This window comes from Acidovorax sp. GW821-FHT10E03, assembly GCF_059415205.1.
This window is the reverse complement of sequence record NZ_JBWKMU010000007.1, coordinates 206,960-224,899: the sequence shown is the minus strand read 5'-3', so window position 1 is coordinate 224,899 and position 17,940 is coordinate 206,960. Positions and strand designations below refer to the sequence as shown.

Annotated in this window: 12 protein-coding genes; 6 read left to right on the top strand and 6 right to left on the bottom strand. The window is 60.4% G+C overall.

Annotation, left to right across the window (positions count from 1 at the left end; genetic code table 11):
* The first annotated feature begins 150 nt into the window (after window positions 1-150).
* The 3 genes from AC07OD_RS14415 (at window position 151) to AC07OD_RS14405 (ending at window position 2,583) form a co-directional block, all read left to right on the top strand.
* Window positions 151-513: a hypothetical protein gene (locus AC07OD_RS14415; RefSeq protein ID WP_494597303.1), complete on the top strand. Its 363-nt coding sequence runs from the start codon at window positions 151-153 to the stop codon at window positions 511-513.
* Window positions 514-976: 463 nt separating this feature from the next.
* Window positions 977-1,240, top strand: coding sequence for a helix-turn-helix domain-containing protein (locus AC07OD_RS14410; RefSeq protein ID WP_494597302.1), 264 nt, complete (start codon window positions 977-979; stop codon window positions 1,238-1,240).
* Complete coding sequence (locus AC07OD_RS14405; RefSeq protein WP_494597301.1) at window positions 1,237-2,583, top strand: type II toxin-antitoxin system HipA family toxin; 1,347 nt, start codon at window positions 1,237-1,239, stop codon at window positions 2,581-2,583. The genes AC07OD_RS14410 and AC07OD_RS14405 overlap by 4 nt, the downstream gene beginning before the upstream one ends.
* A gap of 65 nt (window positions 2,584-2,648) precedes the next feature.
* On the opposite strand, the gene AC07OD_RS14400 is transcribed toward AC07OD_RS14405, so the two are convergent.
* Genes AC07OD_RS14400 through AC07OD_RS14390 form a run of 3 tightly spaced genes read right to left on the bottom strand, consistent with a single transcriptional unit; the run spans window position 2,649 to window position 7,597 of the window.
* A complete protein-coding gene (locus tag AC07OD_RS14400; RefSeq protein ID WP_494597300.1) occupies window positions 2,649-4,175 on the bottom strand; it encodes an MFS transporter in 1,527 nt (508 codons plus the stop codon).
* Between the two features lie 42 nt (window positions 4,176-4,217).
* Window positions 4,218-6,155, bottom strand: coding sequence for an FAD/NAD(P)-binding protein (locus AC07OD_RS14395; protein ID WP_494597299.1), 1,938 nt, complete (start codon window positions 6,153-6,155; stop codon window positions 4,218-4,220).
* 59 nt (window positions 6,156-6,214) lie between these two features.
* The gene (locus AC07OD_RS14390) at window positions 6,215-7,597 is read right to left on the bottom strand and encodes a KamA family radical SAM protein (RefSeq protein WP_494597298.1); all 1,383 of its coding nucleotides are present in this window, start codon (window positions 7,595-7,597) and stop codon (window positions 6,215-6,217) included.
* A 157-nt stretch (window positions 7,598-7,754) separates the two neighbouring features.
* On the opposite strand from AC07OD_RS14390, the gene AC07OD_RS14385 reads away from it, so the two are divergent.
* Window positions 7,755-8,606 carry a LysR family transcriptional regulator gene (locus AC07OD_RS14385; protein WP_494597297.1) on the top strand — a complete coding sequence of 284 codons (852 nt, stop codon included), beginning with the start codon at window positions 7,755-7,757 and terminating at the stop codon, window positions 8,604-8,606.
* A 354-nt stretch (window positions 8,607-8,960) separates the two neighbouring features.
* Window positions 8,961-9,893, top strand: a complete 933-nt coding sequence (locus AC07OD_RS14380) for a LysR substrate-binding domain-containing protein (protein ID WP_494597371.1) — start codon at window positions 8,961-8,963, stop codon at window positions 9,891-9,893.
* Window positions 9,894-10,037: 144 nt separating this feature from the next.
* Here the strand turns inward: AC07OD_RS14380 and AC07OD_RS14375 are convergent, their stop codons facing one another.
* The 3 genes from AC07OD_RS14375 to AC07OD_RS14365 form a co-directional block, all read right to left on the bottom strand.
* Window positions 10,038-10,784, bottom strand: coding sequence for a sulfite exporter TauE/SafE family protein (locus AC07OD_RS14375; RefSeq protein ID WP_494597296.1), 747 nt, complete (start codon window positions 10,782-10,784; stop codon window positions 10,038-10,040).
* 277 nt (window positions 10,785-11,061) lie between these two features.
* Window positions 11,062-12,507 carry an FAD/NAD(P)-binding protein gene (locus AC07OD_RS14370; RefSeq protein WP_494597295.1) on the bottom strand — a complete coding sequence of 482 codons (1,446 nt, stop codon included), beginning with the start codon at window positions 12,505-12,507 and terminating at the stop codon, window positions 11,062-11,064.
* 25 nt (window positions 12,508-12,532) lie between these two features.
* On the bottom strand, window positions 12,533-15,703 hold the full coding sequence (locus tag AC07OD_RS14365) for a 3-keto-5-aminohexanoate cleavage protein (RefSeq protein WP_494597294.1): 3,171 nt from the start codon (window positions 15,701-15,703) through the stop codon (window positions 12,533-12,535).
* 596 nt (window positions 15,704-16,299) lie between these two features.
* Here AC07OD_RS14365 and AC07OD_RS14360 point away from each other — a divergent pair.
* Window positions 16,300-17,931, top strand: a complete 1,632-nt coding sequence (locus AC07OD_RS14360; protein ID WP_494597293.1) for a DUF6531 domain-containing protein — start codon at window positions 16,300-16,302, stop codon at window positions 17,929-17,931.
* The last annotated feature ends 9 nt before the right edge of the window (window positions 17,932-17,940 follow it).

Here is a 17,940-nt window from a genome sequence, read left to right as displayed (position 1 = left end):
TGCACCCGAGGCGCTTCATCCGCACCATGCCCAGCGCCAAGGCCGCCAAGGCGTTTGATCAGCTCAGCTGAGCATGGGAGGCGCGCTGCGACTGAAGTCTGTGAATCGGCACTCGTATTACCTGAACCCTACGCCTGCTGGCAGCGGCGCATGGCGGATGCCAAGTCAGTCCTTGACGGGCTAACGCAAGTCAATCTTTCGGTGTCGGATGCTGAAATGGCCTATGGTTGTGTCAGCTTCGCGATATGCGCAACCTCTTGCACGCGCTGTGGCTATCAAGCTCTCCACCAAAAGGATGACCTGGATTTGGGGCATGAATTCATGCACATCCACGGTATCGGTGTTCTGTTGCTGCGATTGCTGCATGGAGAAGCCGGAATCGACGCACCAGAGCCGCGCCATTCGCTGGATTCGGCGTTGATCCAAGATTTGTGCAGGGTGTGCAGCGACTCCTGCGGCGAAGTCTTGAAGTGGCTGTCGATGGCAGTTGTGCCTCACGCGGACCCAGCGTGATCCTTCGCCATTCATTGACTGGGAAGGGATGGTTGTCATAGAGGCTGAAGGTAGGCCTGTCAACTCCACAGCTCAGTGGCCAAGCTGGCGTTGTCGATCACGAAGCGGTCTTTCACGTCGCCCTTGAGCACGCGTTCATAGGCTTCCTTGATCTGATCCGAGGGGATCATGTCGATATCCGCGACGATGCCGTGTTGTTCGTCCTTGTTGACTTCATGGAGTAGCTCAAGGGGAGCCGCTCTTCGGTCGGACGGGTGCCGGGAGGTTCCTCTGCAGTGCGTGTGTTGAACCTGTTGGCTTTTAACACCGCCGAAATCACCTCCAGCGCGTGACAGCAAGGGGTGCAATGGATGCGAACAAGGGCTTGAACGGATTCGGGGGCGTGCGGCTGCATGAATGAGTTGTGTGTCTCATGGGCTACAATTTAAATGGATTTTTGGTTTTTTGATGCCTGGGGGCTACTATGACAACCCTTTCTGATGTGGCCGAGATGCTCAAGAGCGCTCGCCGCGAGGCAGGCCTGAGCCAAGAGGAACTGGCGCGGCGAGCCGGAGTGGCGCGTACCACGGTGGCGCGGATGGAAACCCTGGCCAAGGGGGACATGAGCGTGTCGGCTCTGGTGCGCCTGCTCGAGTCGGCCGGCTATGACCTCAAGCCTGTCAAGCACGGCCATGCGCGCACTCTTGAAGACATCCTTGCCGAACAGCGCCGGGGAAATGACGCATGAAGCTCGATGTCCAAGTGCGCGGCAACTCGGTTGCCCAACTCTATCGTGAGCGCGATGAGTATGTTCTCAAATATCTGCCTGGGGTAGCGCCAGGTGATTTTGTCAGCCTGACCATGCCAGTGCGCGAGGAGCCTTGGCGCTGGCCGCGCGACCTGCATCCGTTTTTTCGTCAAAACCTGCCGGAGGGGTACCTGCTTAGCATCATCCGTGAGGAATTCGGCCCGCTGCTGGACGGCACGGATCTGTCCCTGCTCTCGGTAGTGGGCGGCATGGGCATCGGGCGTGTCACCGTCACCCCCGAAGGCGTCAAACCCGGCTGGAATCTGGAACCTTTGCAGGTGGGGGAGTTACTCAAGGCCGACAACACCACCGAGCACTTTGCTGCGCTGGTGCGCCGCTACGCCCGCGCCTCGATCTCCGGCATGGTGCCCAAGTTCCTTGCAACCGAAGAGGTGTCATCAGGCACAGGCGAGCCTGTGGGCAAGCCCACGCTGCGCACCAGCCGCCACATCATCAAGGGTTCGGACGACAGCACGCCATATTTGGGCTTCAATGAGCACTTCAGCATGCGGGTATTGGGACAACTGGACGTGGTGCCAGTGGCCAGGACGCAGATGTCCGACGATGGCCGAGTGCTGGTGGTCGAGCGCTTCGACGTGGACCCCACCGGAGCACCCACGCATGGGCTGGAAGATGCGTGCAGCTTGTTGGGCCTGCCTCCGCATGAGAAATATGCCACCACCACGGAAAAGGTTCTGAACGCCACCCGGGCCTACTTGCCCACAGCGCAGGTGCGGGCGCAACTGGAGCAGTTCGGCTGGCACCTGCTGACCAACTACGTGGTGCGCAATGCCGACTGCCATGCCAAGAACATCGCGCTGTACTACACCTCGCTGGGCGATGTGGGCTACACGCCGGTCTATGACATCGTGACGACGCAGGCCTATCCGCGCTTTGCCAACAATCCACCGGGCTTGCCCGTTGGCGGCCGCCAGACCTGGGCGCCAGGCAAGGCCCTGGAGCAATTCTTCAATGCCCGTCTTGGCATCCCACCTCGCCGGTATGCCGACATGGTTGAGCAACTGTGTGAGTCAGCCGTCGAGGTCGGCGAGGAAATCATCGCAGCGGCCAAGAGTGAACCGCGCTGGCGCCCGATGGCCAAGCAGATGGTGCATGCCTGGAACGACGGCATGGCGTCGCTGCGTGATCCTAAGCGGGCCGTGGCCTTCCGAGGGCTGGATGCGGCGATTGCGGAAGCGGGGTTTTCTGATCCGCAGCCGCCGGAGACGGATCGCGTGGCAATAGGACGCTCCGAACTGCTGGCTCCGCGCCGCAAGCGCTGATAGACCTTTCGGCACGACGGCCTCTCGGATGCCGTGCTGCTTGCTCGTGGTGCAGCTCGTGTCAGTCAGTCATCTGAGGAAACGGTAGTCTCATTCATAGAGGGGGCATCTCTGTCCGTCCATTTGTCGTTGGCGGGATGCTGGCGAAATGGCAATACGGGCAGGCGGATCAGGGCCAACCACGCAAAGCCCAGGATCGTGGCGAATCCTCCCGCCAGCACACTGAATGTCCGCGCTGCCCGTCCGATAACCGCAGGCCCGATCGCCTGGGCTGCCGCGCCGGCCTGCCACCCATTGTCTGGCCCGAGGCTCTGCAACACGAGAGCACTCGCGGCAGCTACGCCGACGGCCGCCCCTACCGCTCGGGCGAACATCTGCAAGGCAGTGGCGATGCCGATCTCGCCCGCGGGAACGGCATTCTGGGAGGCCAGCGTCATGGGTGGCTGGCTCGCCCCAATGCCCAATCCCAGCAGCAGCATCCAGGCAACCGAGGCTGTGACAGGAACCCGCCCGGCACCCCAGGCGAGGGCGCACGCAGACAGAGTTGAGAGCGCGAGTCCTGCGAGAGCCACAGGTTTATAGCGTCCACTGAAGCGCATGTACTGTCCTGAAAGAAGTGCACCGAGGACGATGCCCCCCAGGGGCACGGCAAGCGCGCTTCCGGCGCCAGCGCTGCTCATGCCATGGACGTGCTGCAGATAGAGCGGTCCATGGATGTACAGCGCCCCGTGAACCATGGCTACAAGCAGGCCGACGAACGACGTCACTGCAACCACCTGGTTGCACCGCACGGTTGGGGGCAGCAAGGGGTGGCGCGCCTTTCGCTGCCACACCCCAAAAGCGGTTGCGAATGCCACCGTGGCCCCGAACAGGACCAGGGTGAGCGTCTGAGTCCAGCCCAGACGGGGGCCGGCCCAGGACAGCGCCAGGAGCAGGCAGGCGGTCGCGGCAAACATCAGGGCCACGCCGATCGGATCGAGCCCGTCCTGCCTCGTGCGTGCGGGGCGCTTGCCGAGGGTACGCCAGCAAGCGGCCGCTGCGACCAAGACCAGCGGCATCTGCAACCAGAAGATCCAGCGCCAGTTGGCTTGGTTCGATAGGAAAGAGCCAACCAACGGGCCGCAAAGGCCGGCCATTGCGTTGGTGCCGGAGATGTAGGCTTGGTAGCGCCCGCGTTCGCGCGGCGACAGCATGTCGGCGACGATGGCATTGGGCTGCGCGATGAGCGCTCCCCCGCCCAATCCCTGGACGGCTCGGCCCAGGAGGAGCGATCCCAGTGCCGGCGCCCAGCCGCATAGCAAAGTGCCGGCCAGGAACAGTGCCAGTGCGCCAAGCACAACGCTTCTGCGCCCGTAAATGTCGCTGAGCCGCCCGGCCAGCGGCGCGCTGGCCGTGGCGCTCAGCAGATAGGCGGTCACGACCCAAACGATGTCGCCAGGTGCGTCGAAGGTCGCGGCCATGCTTCCCAGCGCTGGAGCAACGACTGCCTGATCCGCCGCTCCCAGCAGCATGACTGGCACCAGCGCCCAGAAGACCGCATGCACCTGCCGCGCAGAGGGGCCAGTTACTGGCTGAGTTGCGTGCAGCGTCACGCGGGATTCCCTAGTGAGCCAGGATGGCAGCGGGGGCATGAATCATCCTCCCGCTGCGGGCCTGCACGCTCGAACGAATGGGGAGGGGGAAACTCGTGGCGCGGTTCCTTCCGCCACAGGTTGGGCTGGACTATTGCCATGCGTTGACCGCCGTGCGATGGCCGCGAACATTTCCAGGACGCAGCGCTGCGCATCCTCGGTCTGCCGCGATGCTATGAGTGGCCGTGGCAGTGCATGCGTGTAGAAGTGTGCTCCCTCGGCAGGGTAGCCGAGCACCCAGATGTTGTCCTGTGCCGCTCCGTCGATGCCGCACGGGTGCATCGCGGGGGTGAGGTCGATGCCGCAGGGATGGTAGTCGCCATTGCGGAAAGGTCGGATCAGGCCGCGCTTGAGCAACTGGGCGGTCAGCGGTGAGGCATCCGTCAGCGGCGAGTAGGCGTCCAGGCGGGCCACCACGAGGACATCCGCTTCGCTGCATTGCGGGCCTTCGGGGTAGGGGGCCTCGATCCGGAAGCGCGCCAGGCCTTCATCTGCGACGACCTGTGCTCCGGGACCGCCGGTGATATCGATCAGACCGGCCCGCCACAATGCCAGGTATTCGACATTGCGCTGGCGCGGCGGGCCGAAGGCCACGCGGTTCGTGGCCGCGTTGAAGTCCTGCATGAAGAAGCGGTGCGAATCGGGCGTGAGTCCTCCATGTTCCACGGCAGCGCGCAGGGCCTCGCGCGTGTCGCGCAGCACGTCGGTGGCCGCTTTTACCGGACTCGATTGGTTGCCCTTGGCTGCTTCGAGGAGATCCTGTTCGATCAAGGCATGCACGAAGCCGTGGAACTGAGCGAATGAGGCGAAGGAACGCCGCCGCAATGGCCAAAGAATGGATTCCAGGGCCTGCAGTTCCTGTGGTGTCGGCTCGAACCCATCGGCAGGGCATTCAGTGTGACTTTCGCTGCGCTGTACTGCGCAGCGGTACGCATAGGCCATCTCCTTCAGCACGAGCGGCAGGATGTCGGCTCGGAAGTCCAGACGCGGATCTCCCGTGGTGGCGAGTATGGTCTGCCGCAGGCGGTTCACTGCATCTGCAGTGAAGAAGCGGGCCTGGTGGCGGCCTGTCAGACCCTTCTGGTTGATGCCCCGGGAGGCGAAGGGCAGGCTGTTGCGCGAGAACAGCAGCATGCGCGGCTCGAGGCCGGAGGGTTCATAGCGCGTTTGCTCGGGCGTTCGCACATACCGGCCACCGCGCCCCAGCGTCAGCGCAGAGATGACATCGTGCGCGGTCAGGCCCAGGCCCTGGATGGCCACGGTCGCGGCCGGTGGGATCTGGTCCAGCGCCTCGATGGGATACGGGGTGGGGAAGTAGGACAGGCACTCGTTGCGAGATTCACAGCGCGCGACGAACGCGGAGAAGGAGCGGTCCTCAGGGGTAGGCTGTCGGTGTCCGTGCCCTGTCGTGAGGAAGACATAGTCGGTCGCCAGGTCCTGCCCGTTAGCGCAGAGCACCCGATAGGCGTCGGCCCATGGGATTAGGTCCGTCACCCGATGGCGGTGGTGGATCAGCGATATCTGCGCAGGCATCATGCCAGCTATGCGCTGGCATGCCCAATGGAGGTATTCGCCGAGCAGGCTTCGCGGCAGGTGGTCGGCCTGGGTGATCGGCTCGCCCGCATCTGGTGCTTCGCACTGGAAACGGTCACCGTGCCGGCGGTATCCGGCGCTGTGCGCCCACTCGACCAGCGAGATACCGCCAGCGCCGCCGGCTCGGCTGGTGGGAGGGAAGATGGTGACCTGTGAGGCCACGGTGTTGATGAGCAGGTGATCGGGCTGGGTCGAACGGTGGCTGCCTTCCCCGCAGGCACCGTCGTCGTAGATGTCGATCCGCAGGTGCACTGATGCCGGCAAGCTCTGTGCATGCTCCAGAACCCGCTCGAGCACGGTGAGGCCGCGCGGGCCCATGCCGATGATGGCCATACGCATTTGTTGCATGGTCTATATCTCCGCTTGTAGTGCCGCTTGCCACCCGGTGTCAGCTGCACGGGGTGAGTTCAATGCACTTCGGGACGGATTGGGATGTGCGTTACATCCCGCATGGGGGGCGCGCTGTTTCCATCGCCCAGGCTCCCGCCTTCGTCCTCGAAGAAGAACCGAGACTTTCCGAAGGCGGGGCGCAGTTCGTTGAGCCAGCTCGCCTGGCTGTCGTATTGCGCGTAGAACGGCCGCCTGACCCAAAGCGGGTTGCGGGCCTGCAGGAACTGCAGCGCGAACACCTTCTCGCCCGCCAGTTCGACCACGCCGTCGATCAGTACCTTGCCTGGAAAGGCGCTCATCGAGGGCCCACGCACCGTGCGTGCCAGCCCCGAGACCGAGCGATAGGCCTGCTGAAAGATCTCATAGGCCCGAGCGAGGGGGAGCTTGAAGTAGTCGCTGGGGCCCGTGTCCCGTTCGACGAACATGTAGTACGGCGTCGCGCCGAGCCGAACGCCGGTGGTCCAGAGATCGGACCAGCAGGCCGGATCCTCGTTGACATGGCGGATGACCGGCGACTGCATCCTGAGCGTCGCGCCCGTGCCGATGATCCGGCGGGCAGCTTGCTGCGCGATCGGCTGCTGCAGTTCCCGTGGATGGCTGTAGTGCCCCATCACGGCCAAGTTGCGGCCGGAGGCCACGACCTTCTCGAAAAGACGCAGCAGATCATCCGCATCCTTATCGCTGACAAAGCGCTGGGGCCAGTAGGCCACGGACTTGGTGCCGATGCGGATGTTCTGAATGTGCGACAGCTCGGGTGCCAGCAGCGGTTCGAGGTATTCGGCCAGCGAACGCGTATTCATGATGAGCGGATCGCCGCCAGTGATCAAAACATCGGTCACTTCGGGGTGGCGCTTGAGGTAGCTGATCAACTCCTGCGATTCCTTGGCATCAAACTTGAGTTCCTCCATGCCCACGAACTGGGGCCAGCGGAAGCAGAACGTGCAGTACGCATGACACGTCTGCCCCGCGCTCGGAAAGAACAGGACGGTTTCTCGGTATTTGTGCTGCAGGCCGTGCAGCGCGACGCCGTCCATCGTGGGGATGTTGTGCGTCATCTGCCCGGCCGGGTGCGGATTCATCCGCATCCGGATCGATCGGACTATTCGGTCGATCGCGGCCTCGGGCTCACTGTTGGAGACCATGCGATGCAATTCGGAGAACTCGTTCTCGAACAACATATCCCGGTGGGGAAACGTCAGCCGGTACATGGGGTCGTCCGGGACATTGCCCCAATCGATCAACTGATCAAGGACATAGGCATTGACCCGAAACGGAAGTACCCGGGCCACGATGTCGATGGCCAGACGCTGTTCGCCCGACAGGGCTTCCCACTGCGGCGCTTGCCGGATCGTCTGGCGGGTATAGGGCTTGAACTTGGCCGTGGTGCTGGCTTGTTGCATGGAGGCTCCCTGGGTGAGTGCGTACGGATTGACGGCACTGCGTATGGGAATTTGGCGTCACCTATCCATCGCATTGCCATGGGGTCAATCTATCGACGCGCGCCTGCGGGATAAAGCCAGCGGCTGCTATTACAGAGATATGCGTTCGTTGCCTGGCATGCGCCAACACCTCGATCTCGCCGCCGTGGAGGCCTTCGTACTGGTGGCCGAACTGCACAGCTTTACGCTCGCCTCCGATGCGCTGGGCATGACGCAAACTGGAGTGAGCCTGAAAGTTCGCCGGCTGGAGGCCATGATGGGCAAGCGACTGCTTGATCGCACGCCCCGGCACGTTCGCCTGTCCACGGAGGGTGAGGCCTTCCTGCCGCATGCGCAGGAACTGCTGGCGGCGCAGCAGCGTGCGTTGGAGATGGTCAGGATGCCGGGCCGTGAGCTCAACATCGCGATCAGCGATCACGTTGCAGGACCGGAATTGCCCGAGATCATCGCCCGCGTCAACGCGCACGACCCTAGCCTGCTGCTGAAGGTGCGGGTCGACTTCTCGAGCAGGGTGCGCAAGGCCTTTGAGCAGGGTGACCTTGACGTGGTGGTGATCCGCCAGGGTGCCCGGCGCGATGGGGATCTGCTCTTCGAAGACCCCTACGGATGGTTCGCAAGTCCGAAGACCCAGTTCGCTGGGAAACCCCTGCCGCTGATTACCGTGGTGGAAACTTGCGGTGTGCGTGCCCTGGCCATCCAGTTATTGGTGCGCTCGAATGTGAACTGGGTCGATGCGTTCAAGGGGGGCGGAGTGGCGACTGCGATTTCCGCTGCGGCGGCGGGTATTGGTGTGCTGCCGCTTCCGCGGCGCCTCGCCCCCGCAGGACTCGTCGAGGTGGGTGATGTTTTGGGGTTGCCCGCTCTTCCTCCAGCTAAGGTCGCCATGCTGACGCGCCATGTAGACAGTTCCAGAAGGGCAACGGTGCGCACCTTGCGATCGGCGTTCCGTGCCTCGGTGTTGCGGCAGTGAATACAGTCGTCGGGTGGGCGCTCGCCTCCAGAAGCGGACGGTGTGCCGTGCATTACGCCAACGTGATGGCCGAGAGGTTTATCGCTAACTTGGCGACCGGATTCATCAAGTGCCACTGGCTCGGTGCGAGGGCTCAGGCCTGAATAGCTGCTTTCATACGGATTGAGGGTTTTACAACGCCAGGAGGTTCCGCGACACGTTGACCTCCCGCAATTTCTGCAATAGTGGCGTGAGAAGATATCGCATAAGAAAATTATTCTTCATTCGGTCTTGTTCTTCTCAGTTTCTTGATGGTGCAAATCTATGGTTGCGTTGTGTACCAAGTCCGTGGCGGAATCAACGCTTGTGCAGCGGATGCTCAACAGGTTGAAGTTCCGGCATCTGCTGATACTCCTCGCCATCCAGGATCATCGCTCATTGACCCGGGTTGCGCATCATCTTGCGACCAGCCAACCAGCGGTGACACAACTCTTGGCGGAACTGGAAAGTCTTTTCGGCGGCCCGCTATTTCTGCGCTCAACCCGCGGCATGGAGCCCACACCTCTAGGGCAGCTAGTCCTATCGCGTGCGCGCACCATGCTTTCGGATGTCAATCATTGGGCCCAAGATCTCGAGGCGCGCTCGCAAGGGCGCGCAGCCCATCTGCATGTCGGCGTGATCCCTTTTCTACCAGGCCGGCTACTGGCGGAAGCGATTAGCCGAGCGCGCCCAGAGGGGCGGCGCATTACGGTATCCCTCCACGAAGACACCAGCGATCATCTGCTGGAACGTCTTCGTATCCATGAACTCGATTGTGTCGTGGGAAGAACGTCGGCGATCCTCGATATGAGCGGCTTACGTCATGAGGTGCTCTACCAGCAGGAGCCGAGATTGATCGCTCACAAGCGCCTGGCAGTGCGGCTTGGCCGAAGGCCTCTGCAGTGGTCGGAACTTACCGAACTGGATTGGGTGCTCGGCGCTCGTCATACGCCAATGCGAGAGCAGATCACGGATTTCTTCCTTCGGGCAGGAGTTGCGCCACCTCCTCCGTTTGTTGAGAGCCTGTCATCGAAGGTGATAGGAGAACTCGTTGCTGCCAATGAGAGAGCAGTGTCAATCGTCCCTGCCGATGTCGCAGATGAGTTGGTACGCATATCCGGTATCGGCGTGGTGCGGCATCGCTTTGGTTGGACGCTTCCCCCTATTACGCTGTTTCAACGTATCGGGGGGGCACAGTACGAGGAGCAGGAGTTACTTGCACGCTCACTCAAGCAGATTGCCTTTGAAATATCGAGTGCCGACCGATGAGAGTCCCTCCTCGGCGGGCAAGAGGGTGACGGAGCATATCAGTGATCTCAGCCTTGCAGGCTCGTCAGGGTAACCAATCCCTGCAGAGAGGACCATGGGAGTTGATCGCGCATCTGCCCAGAGGATGACGCTGCGCTGTCGGGTTCACCCGAGCAGTTTTGGCAGCGAAGAAGCAAGGAGGGCGATACCGGAAGCGGTCAGCAAGCTCAGCACAACCTGGCGAAAGCGAACGTCGCTGATCCCGATATATACGCGTGTGCCCAGCAGCGTCGGCACCAGCATGGCAGGCCCCACGATCGCGAACATCGGCAGCATGTCGTGGGTGACGATGCCAGACGCGAAGTAGGTGACCATGGTTACCATGAGCATCGAAAGGTTGAAGTTCTGAATAATGGATCGCTGCACGTCGCGTTCGTAGCCGCGCAACGTGCACCACAATGTGGGCAGGGTACCGGTGAAACCCCCGATGCCCCCCATGACACCGCCTGCCATTCCAACCACACCATCCGCAAGCCGTCCTCCAAAGGAGATATGGGGGAGGCGCTTTGACATCAGCATCACGGGGCACCACAGCACGAGCAGGGTACCAAGGAAGGCCTTGAACAAGTTCATGTCCAGCTTGGGCAGCAGCAATACGCCGAGTGGGATTCCAGCAAGTCCGCCAAGCACGAAGGGCAGGAGACGTTTGATATCAAATCCACGGCGCACAGAGAAGACGGCGACCAACTGTCCCGTCAGCGCACCAAAGACCGCCAGCGTCGCTGCAAGCCTGGGATCCAGCACCCATGCCCAGAACGACATGGCCACCATACCGAATGCGAAACCGGAAAGGCCCTGGACAAACCCCGCAACAATGGCGCCCACTGCGACCACAACATACACCGGATCCATGTTCTCCTCCTTCTTCTTCAGTCATGCGTCCACGCGAATACTGCTCGCTCATTGTGCATAAGAGTCATTAGGTGAAAATTCTGAATAAGTATTGTTCGATACTAAAAAACTTATACCTATTGCCCGTCGACGACGATGTTGGTCGTTGGCTCTGAAACAGGCCAATCACCCCCGGCCACTCGGAAACAACACGCCGGATCGAATCGAGGGCGTGGAATGAGCACCAGGCTAGCGCTCGAGGCGAGCGCATTCCGAACGGCTGTTTCGTCACGGCGGATCATGCAACCGGCTGCTCGGTGGAGGTGCTGGGAACCCCCGCTTTTGGAGACAGGACAAGGTGCGATGCGATGGCATTTGCGTGCAGGGCAAGGCGTTCAATAGCGGAGACATAGAACAGTGAGCCTTGCGTGAGAGGACCCATTGCGTAGAGTCCATGTTCACCTTCCACCAGGAGGGTCGCCGGATCGACCGAGATACCGCCATACGGACATTGCTTGATAAGGGCTTGGTCCAGTAGCCGCTCGATGAGTGACGAATCGAGACGTGCCAGGTTTCCCGAAAAACCTGTAGCGTCGATCACATAGTCCAGCGTGAGTGTGCGACCTTTCACATCAACGAGGATGGTGCCGTCTTGGCCAAGACGGGTCGCCTTATAGCCACAATGGATTTCCAGGCGGTCGCTTCGAAGAAGCGCTTCTATCTTGCGCGCGTTTTCAACCGGCATGGGGTGCCGGTAGCTCATCCAGATGCCTTGGTACTTCCGGTAGAAGCGGCGCTTTTGTGTGCTGTCCAGTTCCTGCCAGCACTGATCGATCCGGGTCTTGGTGGCATCAAGCCAGAGTTGCCAGTCGCGAATGCGCCCTGCAGCCTGGATCTCGCGACGAAGGCGAGAGGCCGGGTCGATGCGGCTGAGGAAGCCGTCGTATTCGTTTTCATACGTATGGAGTTTCCTGAACCAGCGCATGAAACCAGCAATACTGCTCGCCTGGGGTTCACCGTGCTCAATGGCGGGTAGATCTTCAGGAATCACTCCTCGCACCAGTGGCAGACGGCCCGAGTTCGAATAGATGTGAATTTCACCGACATTGAGGCCATCGAGCAGAATGGCCATATCAACGGCGGTTAGTTTGGTTCCCATGACACCGACCCTGGAACCCGGTCCGATGCGCGTTCGAATACGGCTGAGGTCATGGTATGGGTTCGCGAAGTAGCGGTCAGACGGCGGGAAGGGAGTGCGCTTGCGCAGATGCCCGATGGCCAGGACCACGTAGTCGAAGAACTCGGAGCCTTCGGACGTCTGCAGCAGATACCCGCCGGGCGCCCGCTCCAGATCGACCACCTCTCGCGCAAGCATGCGCAGGCTCATGCCCTGCGCTTCCATGCTTTGTGCTGCCAGCTTGAGTTGAGCGCTGAGGTACTCGCCCATCTTGCGTCTGGCCACATAGTCATTCGCGTGTGCAAGCGCCGAATCGGATTGTGCTCTGAGCCACTGAAGGAACCCACCGGGGTTGTCAGCACTAATTCCCAGAAGCGACGCCGCCATGTTGAGGATGAACGTATCATCGGTGCTGTCCTCCCCATAAGGGAGGCCCGGCCCGAACTGGCCACTGCCTTCATACAGCACAACCTCGGATATGCCGGCGCCTTTGCCGTGCTTGCTCAGTTCATTGCATACCAGCACACCTGAGCATCCTGCGCCAATCACTGCCACTCTTCTTGTCATGCGTTCTCCCTGCATGTGCGTTGGATTAGGCAGATTGCTGCCGGCCGTGGAATTCACGCATGAGCATGTCAGCACGCAGGCCGGTTGGCGCGTCATGGAACATCGTCAGAAGTTCCCTGAGGGACGAAGATGCACCTTCGAGATAGCGTCGGATGGAATGGCCGTCGTGCACGCGCGCTGGATCCTCCTGCAGCACGACACCCTTCATCCGCAGTAGTCGTCGTGCGTCGCCGCTTTTGCGGAACGCCCAGCAGGCCTTCTCGTAGCTGTGGGACGCGGGAAGCCCCTGCTGCAGCAGCAAGATGGTTGCCTCGAACTCCTGGTCAGTGGAAGGCAGATAGTCCGTCGTTGTCGTACCAGCGAGGCTGCGAATGTCGTTGTAGGCCGTGATGTCGACGATAGGAGTACCCGGCAAGGTCGTGTTCACGTCGCTAGCCGATCCGAACGAAATTGCCACCGCGCGATTGAAGATCTCATCCTGCTCCAGAGCCGAGTATCCCAACACCTCCATATCATGGCGCAGCGCATTGTCCATCTGTTGCAGCGTGGCAGCTCCCGAGCTGTGTGCCAGTAGGTGAAGGCGCGGTATGTCTTCGATGCCCTGGAATGAGAGTCTTGCTGCGGGACGCCCATTGAGGTCCAGCGGTACGCCTGCGCCATCTCGCTCCACCAGCCCGTCTGTACGGCGCTTGAGCTGATCCGGCCAGGCCACCACGCGTGGGAGCATGATCTGTTCATAGAGTAGCCGTGCAGAATGACTAATGACGTGTTGGTGTCGGCTCGTGTTCAGCGAGAAGCGGTTGTTCAACATGTACGGTTCTGTGACCGGCTCCCCATGCTCATCCAAGCCGGAGTGGACGAAACCGACCAACCCTGTGAACTGCGGCGCAATGCCGGAGAGAAAGCGCGCAAAGGTCGAAATAAGGCCAGTTCCCAGCACGACACCTTCCGGGTAGTTGGTGGTCGGCGTACTTGGAATTACGGCCCATGGATATGCTTTCAGGCGGTGAAGCGCGTTCTCGTGGTCGAGTTCTGCACAGGCCTTGCCATCCACGTGGAATGCACGCGTACCCGGCTGCTTGGCTTCGGCGTTGGAACGCTCACGCAGTCTGCTGCTGAGCTCGTAAATTCCCGCGAACAGGATGGCCATCGTATCGCTATAGTGCTTGTCGAATCGAAGGGCAGTGTTGAACGCTAATGTGCGCGAACGATTGAAACGGCAAGGAATCGAAGCTAGGTATTCGAGGAAACGAAGGTCTGGCCCTTTGAACTGAGTTGCAGAGATGACGTAGGTCTCGGCATCCAGGCCATCTGCGGTGGCAAGGGTTCGCAATGCGTTGTCCCAGGTAGTAGGTTCATGTCCTCGTTCGGCGAGGAGCTCCCGTGCGAAATTGAGCGCTTGTAGGGCATAGATACGAGGCCCGAAGTTCTTCAATGGTCTGGAGTAGCGATCTCGCTCCTCGATGAAGTTGCGTACATACAGGCCACATTCCGAGATCGCATGCATGGTGAGGTCGTCGATCTGCTGCGCATCGTGGGTACCGTCAGGCTGAATGGCCCTATTCAGGTCCGACTGCTGTAGGTGCTCGACAAAGCGCGTTTCCTGTCGTGCGTAGGCTGGCTGTAGGTCTCGCAGAGCGGCAAGCATGTCACCGGCGATCCCTCGATGCCCACAAGTCACTCGCTCCGAGAGCAATGGCCGAAGAGCGCTGGCAGCGGCCCTGAACATCAGGCATTCCGGGGTCGGCATCTGTAGTCGATCCCGGGTTTCCTCCGCAGTCAGGACACGAATCCCACGTGCTTGGAGTGCTTGCCGCATATACCGAACCTGGTCTGCCGTGGAGCTCTTTCGAATGCCTCCCGGTACGCGGTTGTCGGGAACGTTCAGCGCATCCTCGAGACCTACGCGTACGCCATCGAGCTCCAATTCCGCTGCCACGTCCGGCAGGATCTGCAGCATTGGCCCTGGCAGGAGGGACGAGATCACCGCATCGGGGGCGTGCTCGCGGATGCGTCTGACGATAGGTCTCAGGCATGCCACCGTGTGCTCTACAGCCTGTTGCAATGAGGTGCCGTTGCCATCTAGCAGAAGGCGAAGGATCTCCTTGCGCTTGTCTGTTGGAATGAGGGAGTCGTCTTCCAAGCCACCATCTGCGGTACGACGATGCTGGTCAACACCCGCCACCAGCATGAAGAGAACTGGCTTACCCGTGTCTTGAAGGGCCTGCCAGTACGGCCCCAGGGCCTGGTCGAGGATGTTGTGATTGAAGACTTCGATCTCTGGCCGAACTCCGTATAGCTTGTAGTGGGTAAACTGATGATCGAGAAAGGCTGGCGGATTCTCATAGCCGCCGCCTGCCTGGAAGATAACGGGACCCGGACTGAAGGATCCAACGTCAGGCGCGCGCGCTTGCAAGCCATATCCGCGAAGATGGGCTCGTCGCAAAGGGCTCTCGAAATTGGCGCCTCCACGCACGCTCGTCGAGAGATTGATGATCGCTGCTGGGATTTGCCGGTGCAATTCGCACACGATGCGGTCAAATTGGTCAACGTCGATGTGATTGCGCTGCGCTGTCAGGGTTACGGTCTCCCCGCTTTCCTGTATCGACAGTTCGATGGTGTCACCTGTATCCCGGGTGTGCAGGTGAATCACTGATGCTCCCTGTACCGCAGCCTGGATGCTTGCCTCTGCTATGGCCTGAGGCGTGATCGGTACTTCGGGAGATGCGGCGCGCATCGGATTCCACAGACCGGGGCCGACAGTTCGCCAGCCATGATGGGACAACCCCTCCAGGACTTGAGGACATGCAAGGCGGATTTTGTTGACGATCCGCGGGTGGAGGAAGGGCCTCTGGCGCGGGTCGGTCTGCACGAGATTCCCGTCCTGGTCCACTTGCCATCCACTTGCTGTTATCGCGAGCACGATCTCCTGTTGATCCGCAGTCGTGGGAATTTCGCGCAGCAAAGACGACGGGACGATGGTTGGATAAACACCCAGTTCCAGGAGGAGACCACCACCTTCTACTGACTCCCAACCAGCACGGCATAAGAGATCTGAGCAAGTCGAATCGTCCGTGCCGGAGCCGCCGGTGCGCGTCAGTGAAAGGCTATTAGGAATGTATTTAGGTTCCAACGCAGAGACGTGCCGGGGAACGGCACCGACCGGTGCCGCAGTGATAAACATTTGCTTTGACATTGATGCCTCCCTTGCGTACCAAGCCCTAAAACGCACACGACGATGTGGTGTGTTCTATTGAACTCTTGGAGTTCTAGGTCGATTACAACGAAAGCTCACTGTTGGAGAAACTATCCTTTGGGCTAGTGTCCTGGACTACAGAGTGTTATGAACTTTCGTTCGGCCGTAGCAGCGGTGGTTGAGTTGCTGCTAATTTGAGCAGTAGCGCTAGAGGATCTGGAGGGCTATGTGTTCAGTGAAGGGGTTTTGAGCGCGTATGTGGGGTACTTCATTCCATGGCCTTGCAAAAAACCTACCATTTCGAGTAGGTAAAAATTCCGAAAATCTCTTGCATAATGTATATACAAAAGAGAGTGATGGCTACATCACCCGCCTATGCAGGCTCGCGCTAAAAAATACATATCACCAAGCGCATGGTGTTAATTTTTAGACTCTCTTTTTCCTGTGAATGATGTGGCACGAGTTTGTGCCATAAATCGATGCATTTTTTAATACGCTGAAATATGCGTGGGGGAGTGCTTTGCCTTAAAGAATATTGCGAATCTATTTATTTTTTTCTGTATTTATATTTTTTAAATTTTTGAAGGAGAGGCGCCATGAGACAGAAGCGCAGATGTCCAGCATTGGGCTTGGTGGCCCTTGCGATGGTTGGGCTGACGGGGACAGCCCATGCATGTTCACTGGCTTTTACATCGCCAGGTCACAAAGCCAAGGTCACAACGGCAAATATCAATGTCTATGGATCGGGCGGCGGAGATGCCACCACGGGTGACTTTGGCACGGTGACCGCAACGCTCAATGGCGCCACCTTTTTTTCGCAATCGGGCTCCTTCACGGCCATGGTCTCGTTTCTTGAGTCGCGCGGGGTCCCGGTCGTGCTACGCCCTGGTGCCAACTATTTCTTCGTCTCTGGCAGCGTAGGTGGGTGCAGCGCCTCGGACGCCATGACTGTGTATTACGACCCGACCGATGTCGATCCGCTGAAAAACGGCGGTGGCGGCAGTGGAGGAGGTGGCGGAGGCGGGGGAGGCGGAGGAGAGGGCTCCGGTGGCGGTGAGGGCAGCGGAGGTCAGGGTGGGGGAGGCGGCGAAGGGCCCGGCGGAAGTCCTCCGGACGGACCGCCCAGTTGCGCAGGCAACCCCATCAACTTCGCAATGGGCAACAAGGTGCAGGAGGAGGAGGATTACCGTAGCGCCACCGAAGGCTATCCGCTGCGTCTGGTGCGCCTCTTCAACAGCGCAGACGGCTATTGGCGTCACAACTATGCGACGCGCCTGAAGATCGAGACCACGCGCGTTACGCTGCTCTTTCCCGATGGACGTGGAATGCCTTTTGCGCGCAGCGGCTCCGCGATCACACCGCCGCCCGATGAACTAGGCAGCTTGACGCAGACCGGCAGCGGCTGGCTTTATGTGGCTGGCGACAACACCCGCTATGAATTCAACGCCACCGGCCGCCTGACGAAGCAATCCGAACCCTATGGGCTGTACCACACTCTGGTCTATGGGAGCGGCGGCCTCATCACGGTCACCGACAGCTTTGGCAACAGTCTGTCGTTCGCCGAAGACGTCCATTTCCAGCCTCGCACGCTCACAGCACCGGGGGTAGGCGTCGCCTATAACTACGATGGCCCGGCACGGCTGTTGACCGTGGTCAAGACGACGGGCTCCGAAGTGGGAACCCGTACCTACCACTACGAGAACACCACCTATCCACGCTTTCTTACCGGCATCACCGATGAGCGAAACGTGCGCTTTGCCACCTTTGCCTACGACAGCCAGGGGCGTGCCATCAGCAGCACCCATGCGGCGGGCGCCGACCTGACCCAGGTGGCCTACAACACGAACGGTACGGTCACGGTGACCAACCCCTTGGGCAAGCAGGCCACCTATCACTTCACGGTCATCAATGGCGTCAAGCGCATCTCCCAGATCGTGGGCTCGCCGTCGCCCAATTGCCCGGCCAGCAATTCAACCTTTGCATATGACACGCGGGGGATGCTCACCAGCCAGACCGACAACAAGGGCAATGTTACCCAGTACGCCTACAACGCCCGGGGATTGCGTACCTCGCGCACGCAGGCTGCTGGCACGGCACAGCAACGGGTGACCACCGCCACCTGGCACCCGACGCTGCCGCTTGCCATGCAGATCACCGAGCCAGACCGCTCGGTGACTTACACCCGCGACACGCAGGGCCGCGTACTCACAAAAACGATTTCGGACTGAGGAGAGGAC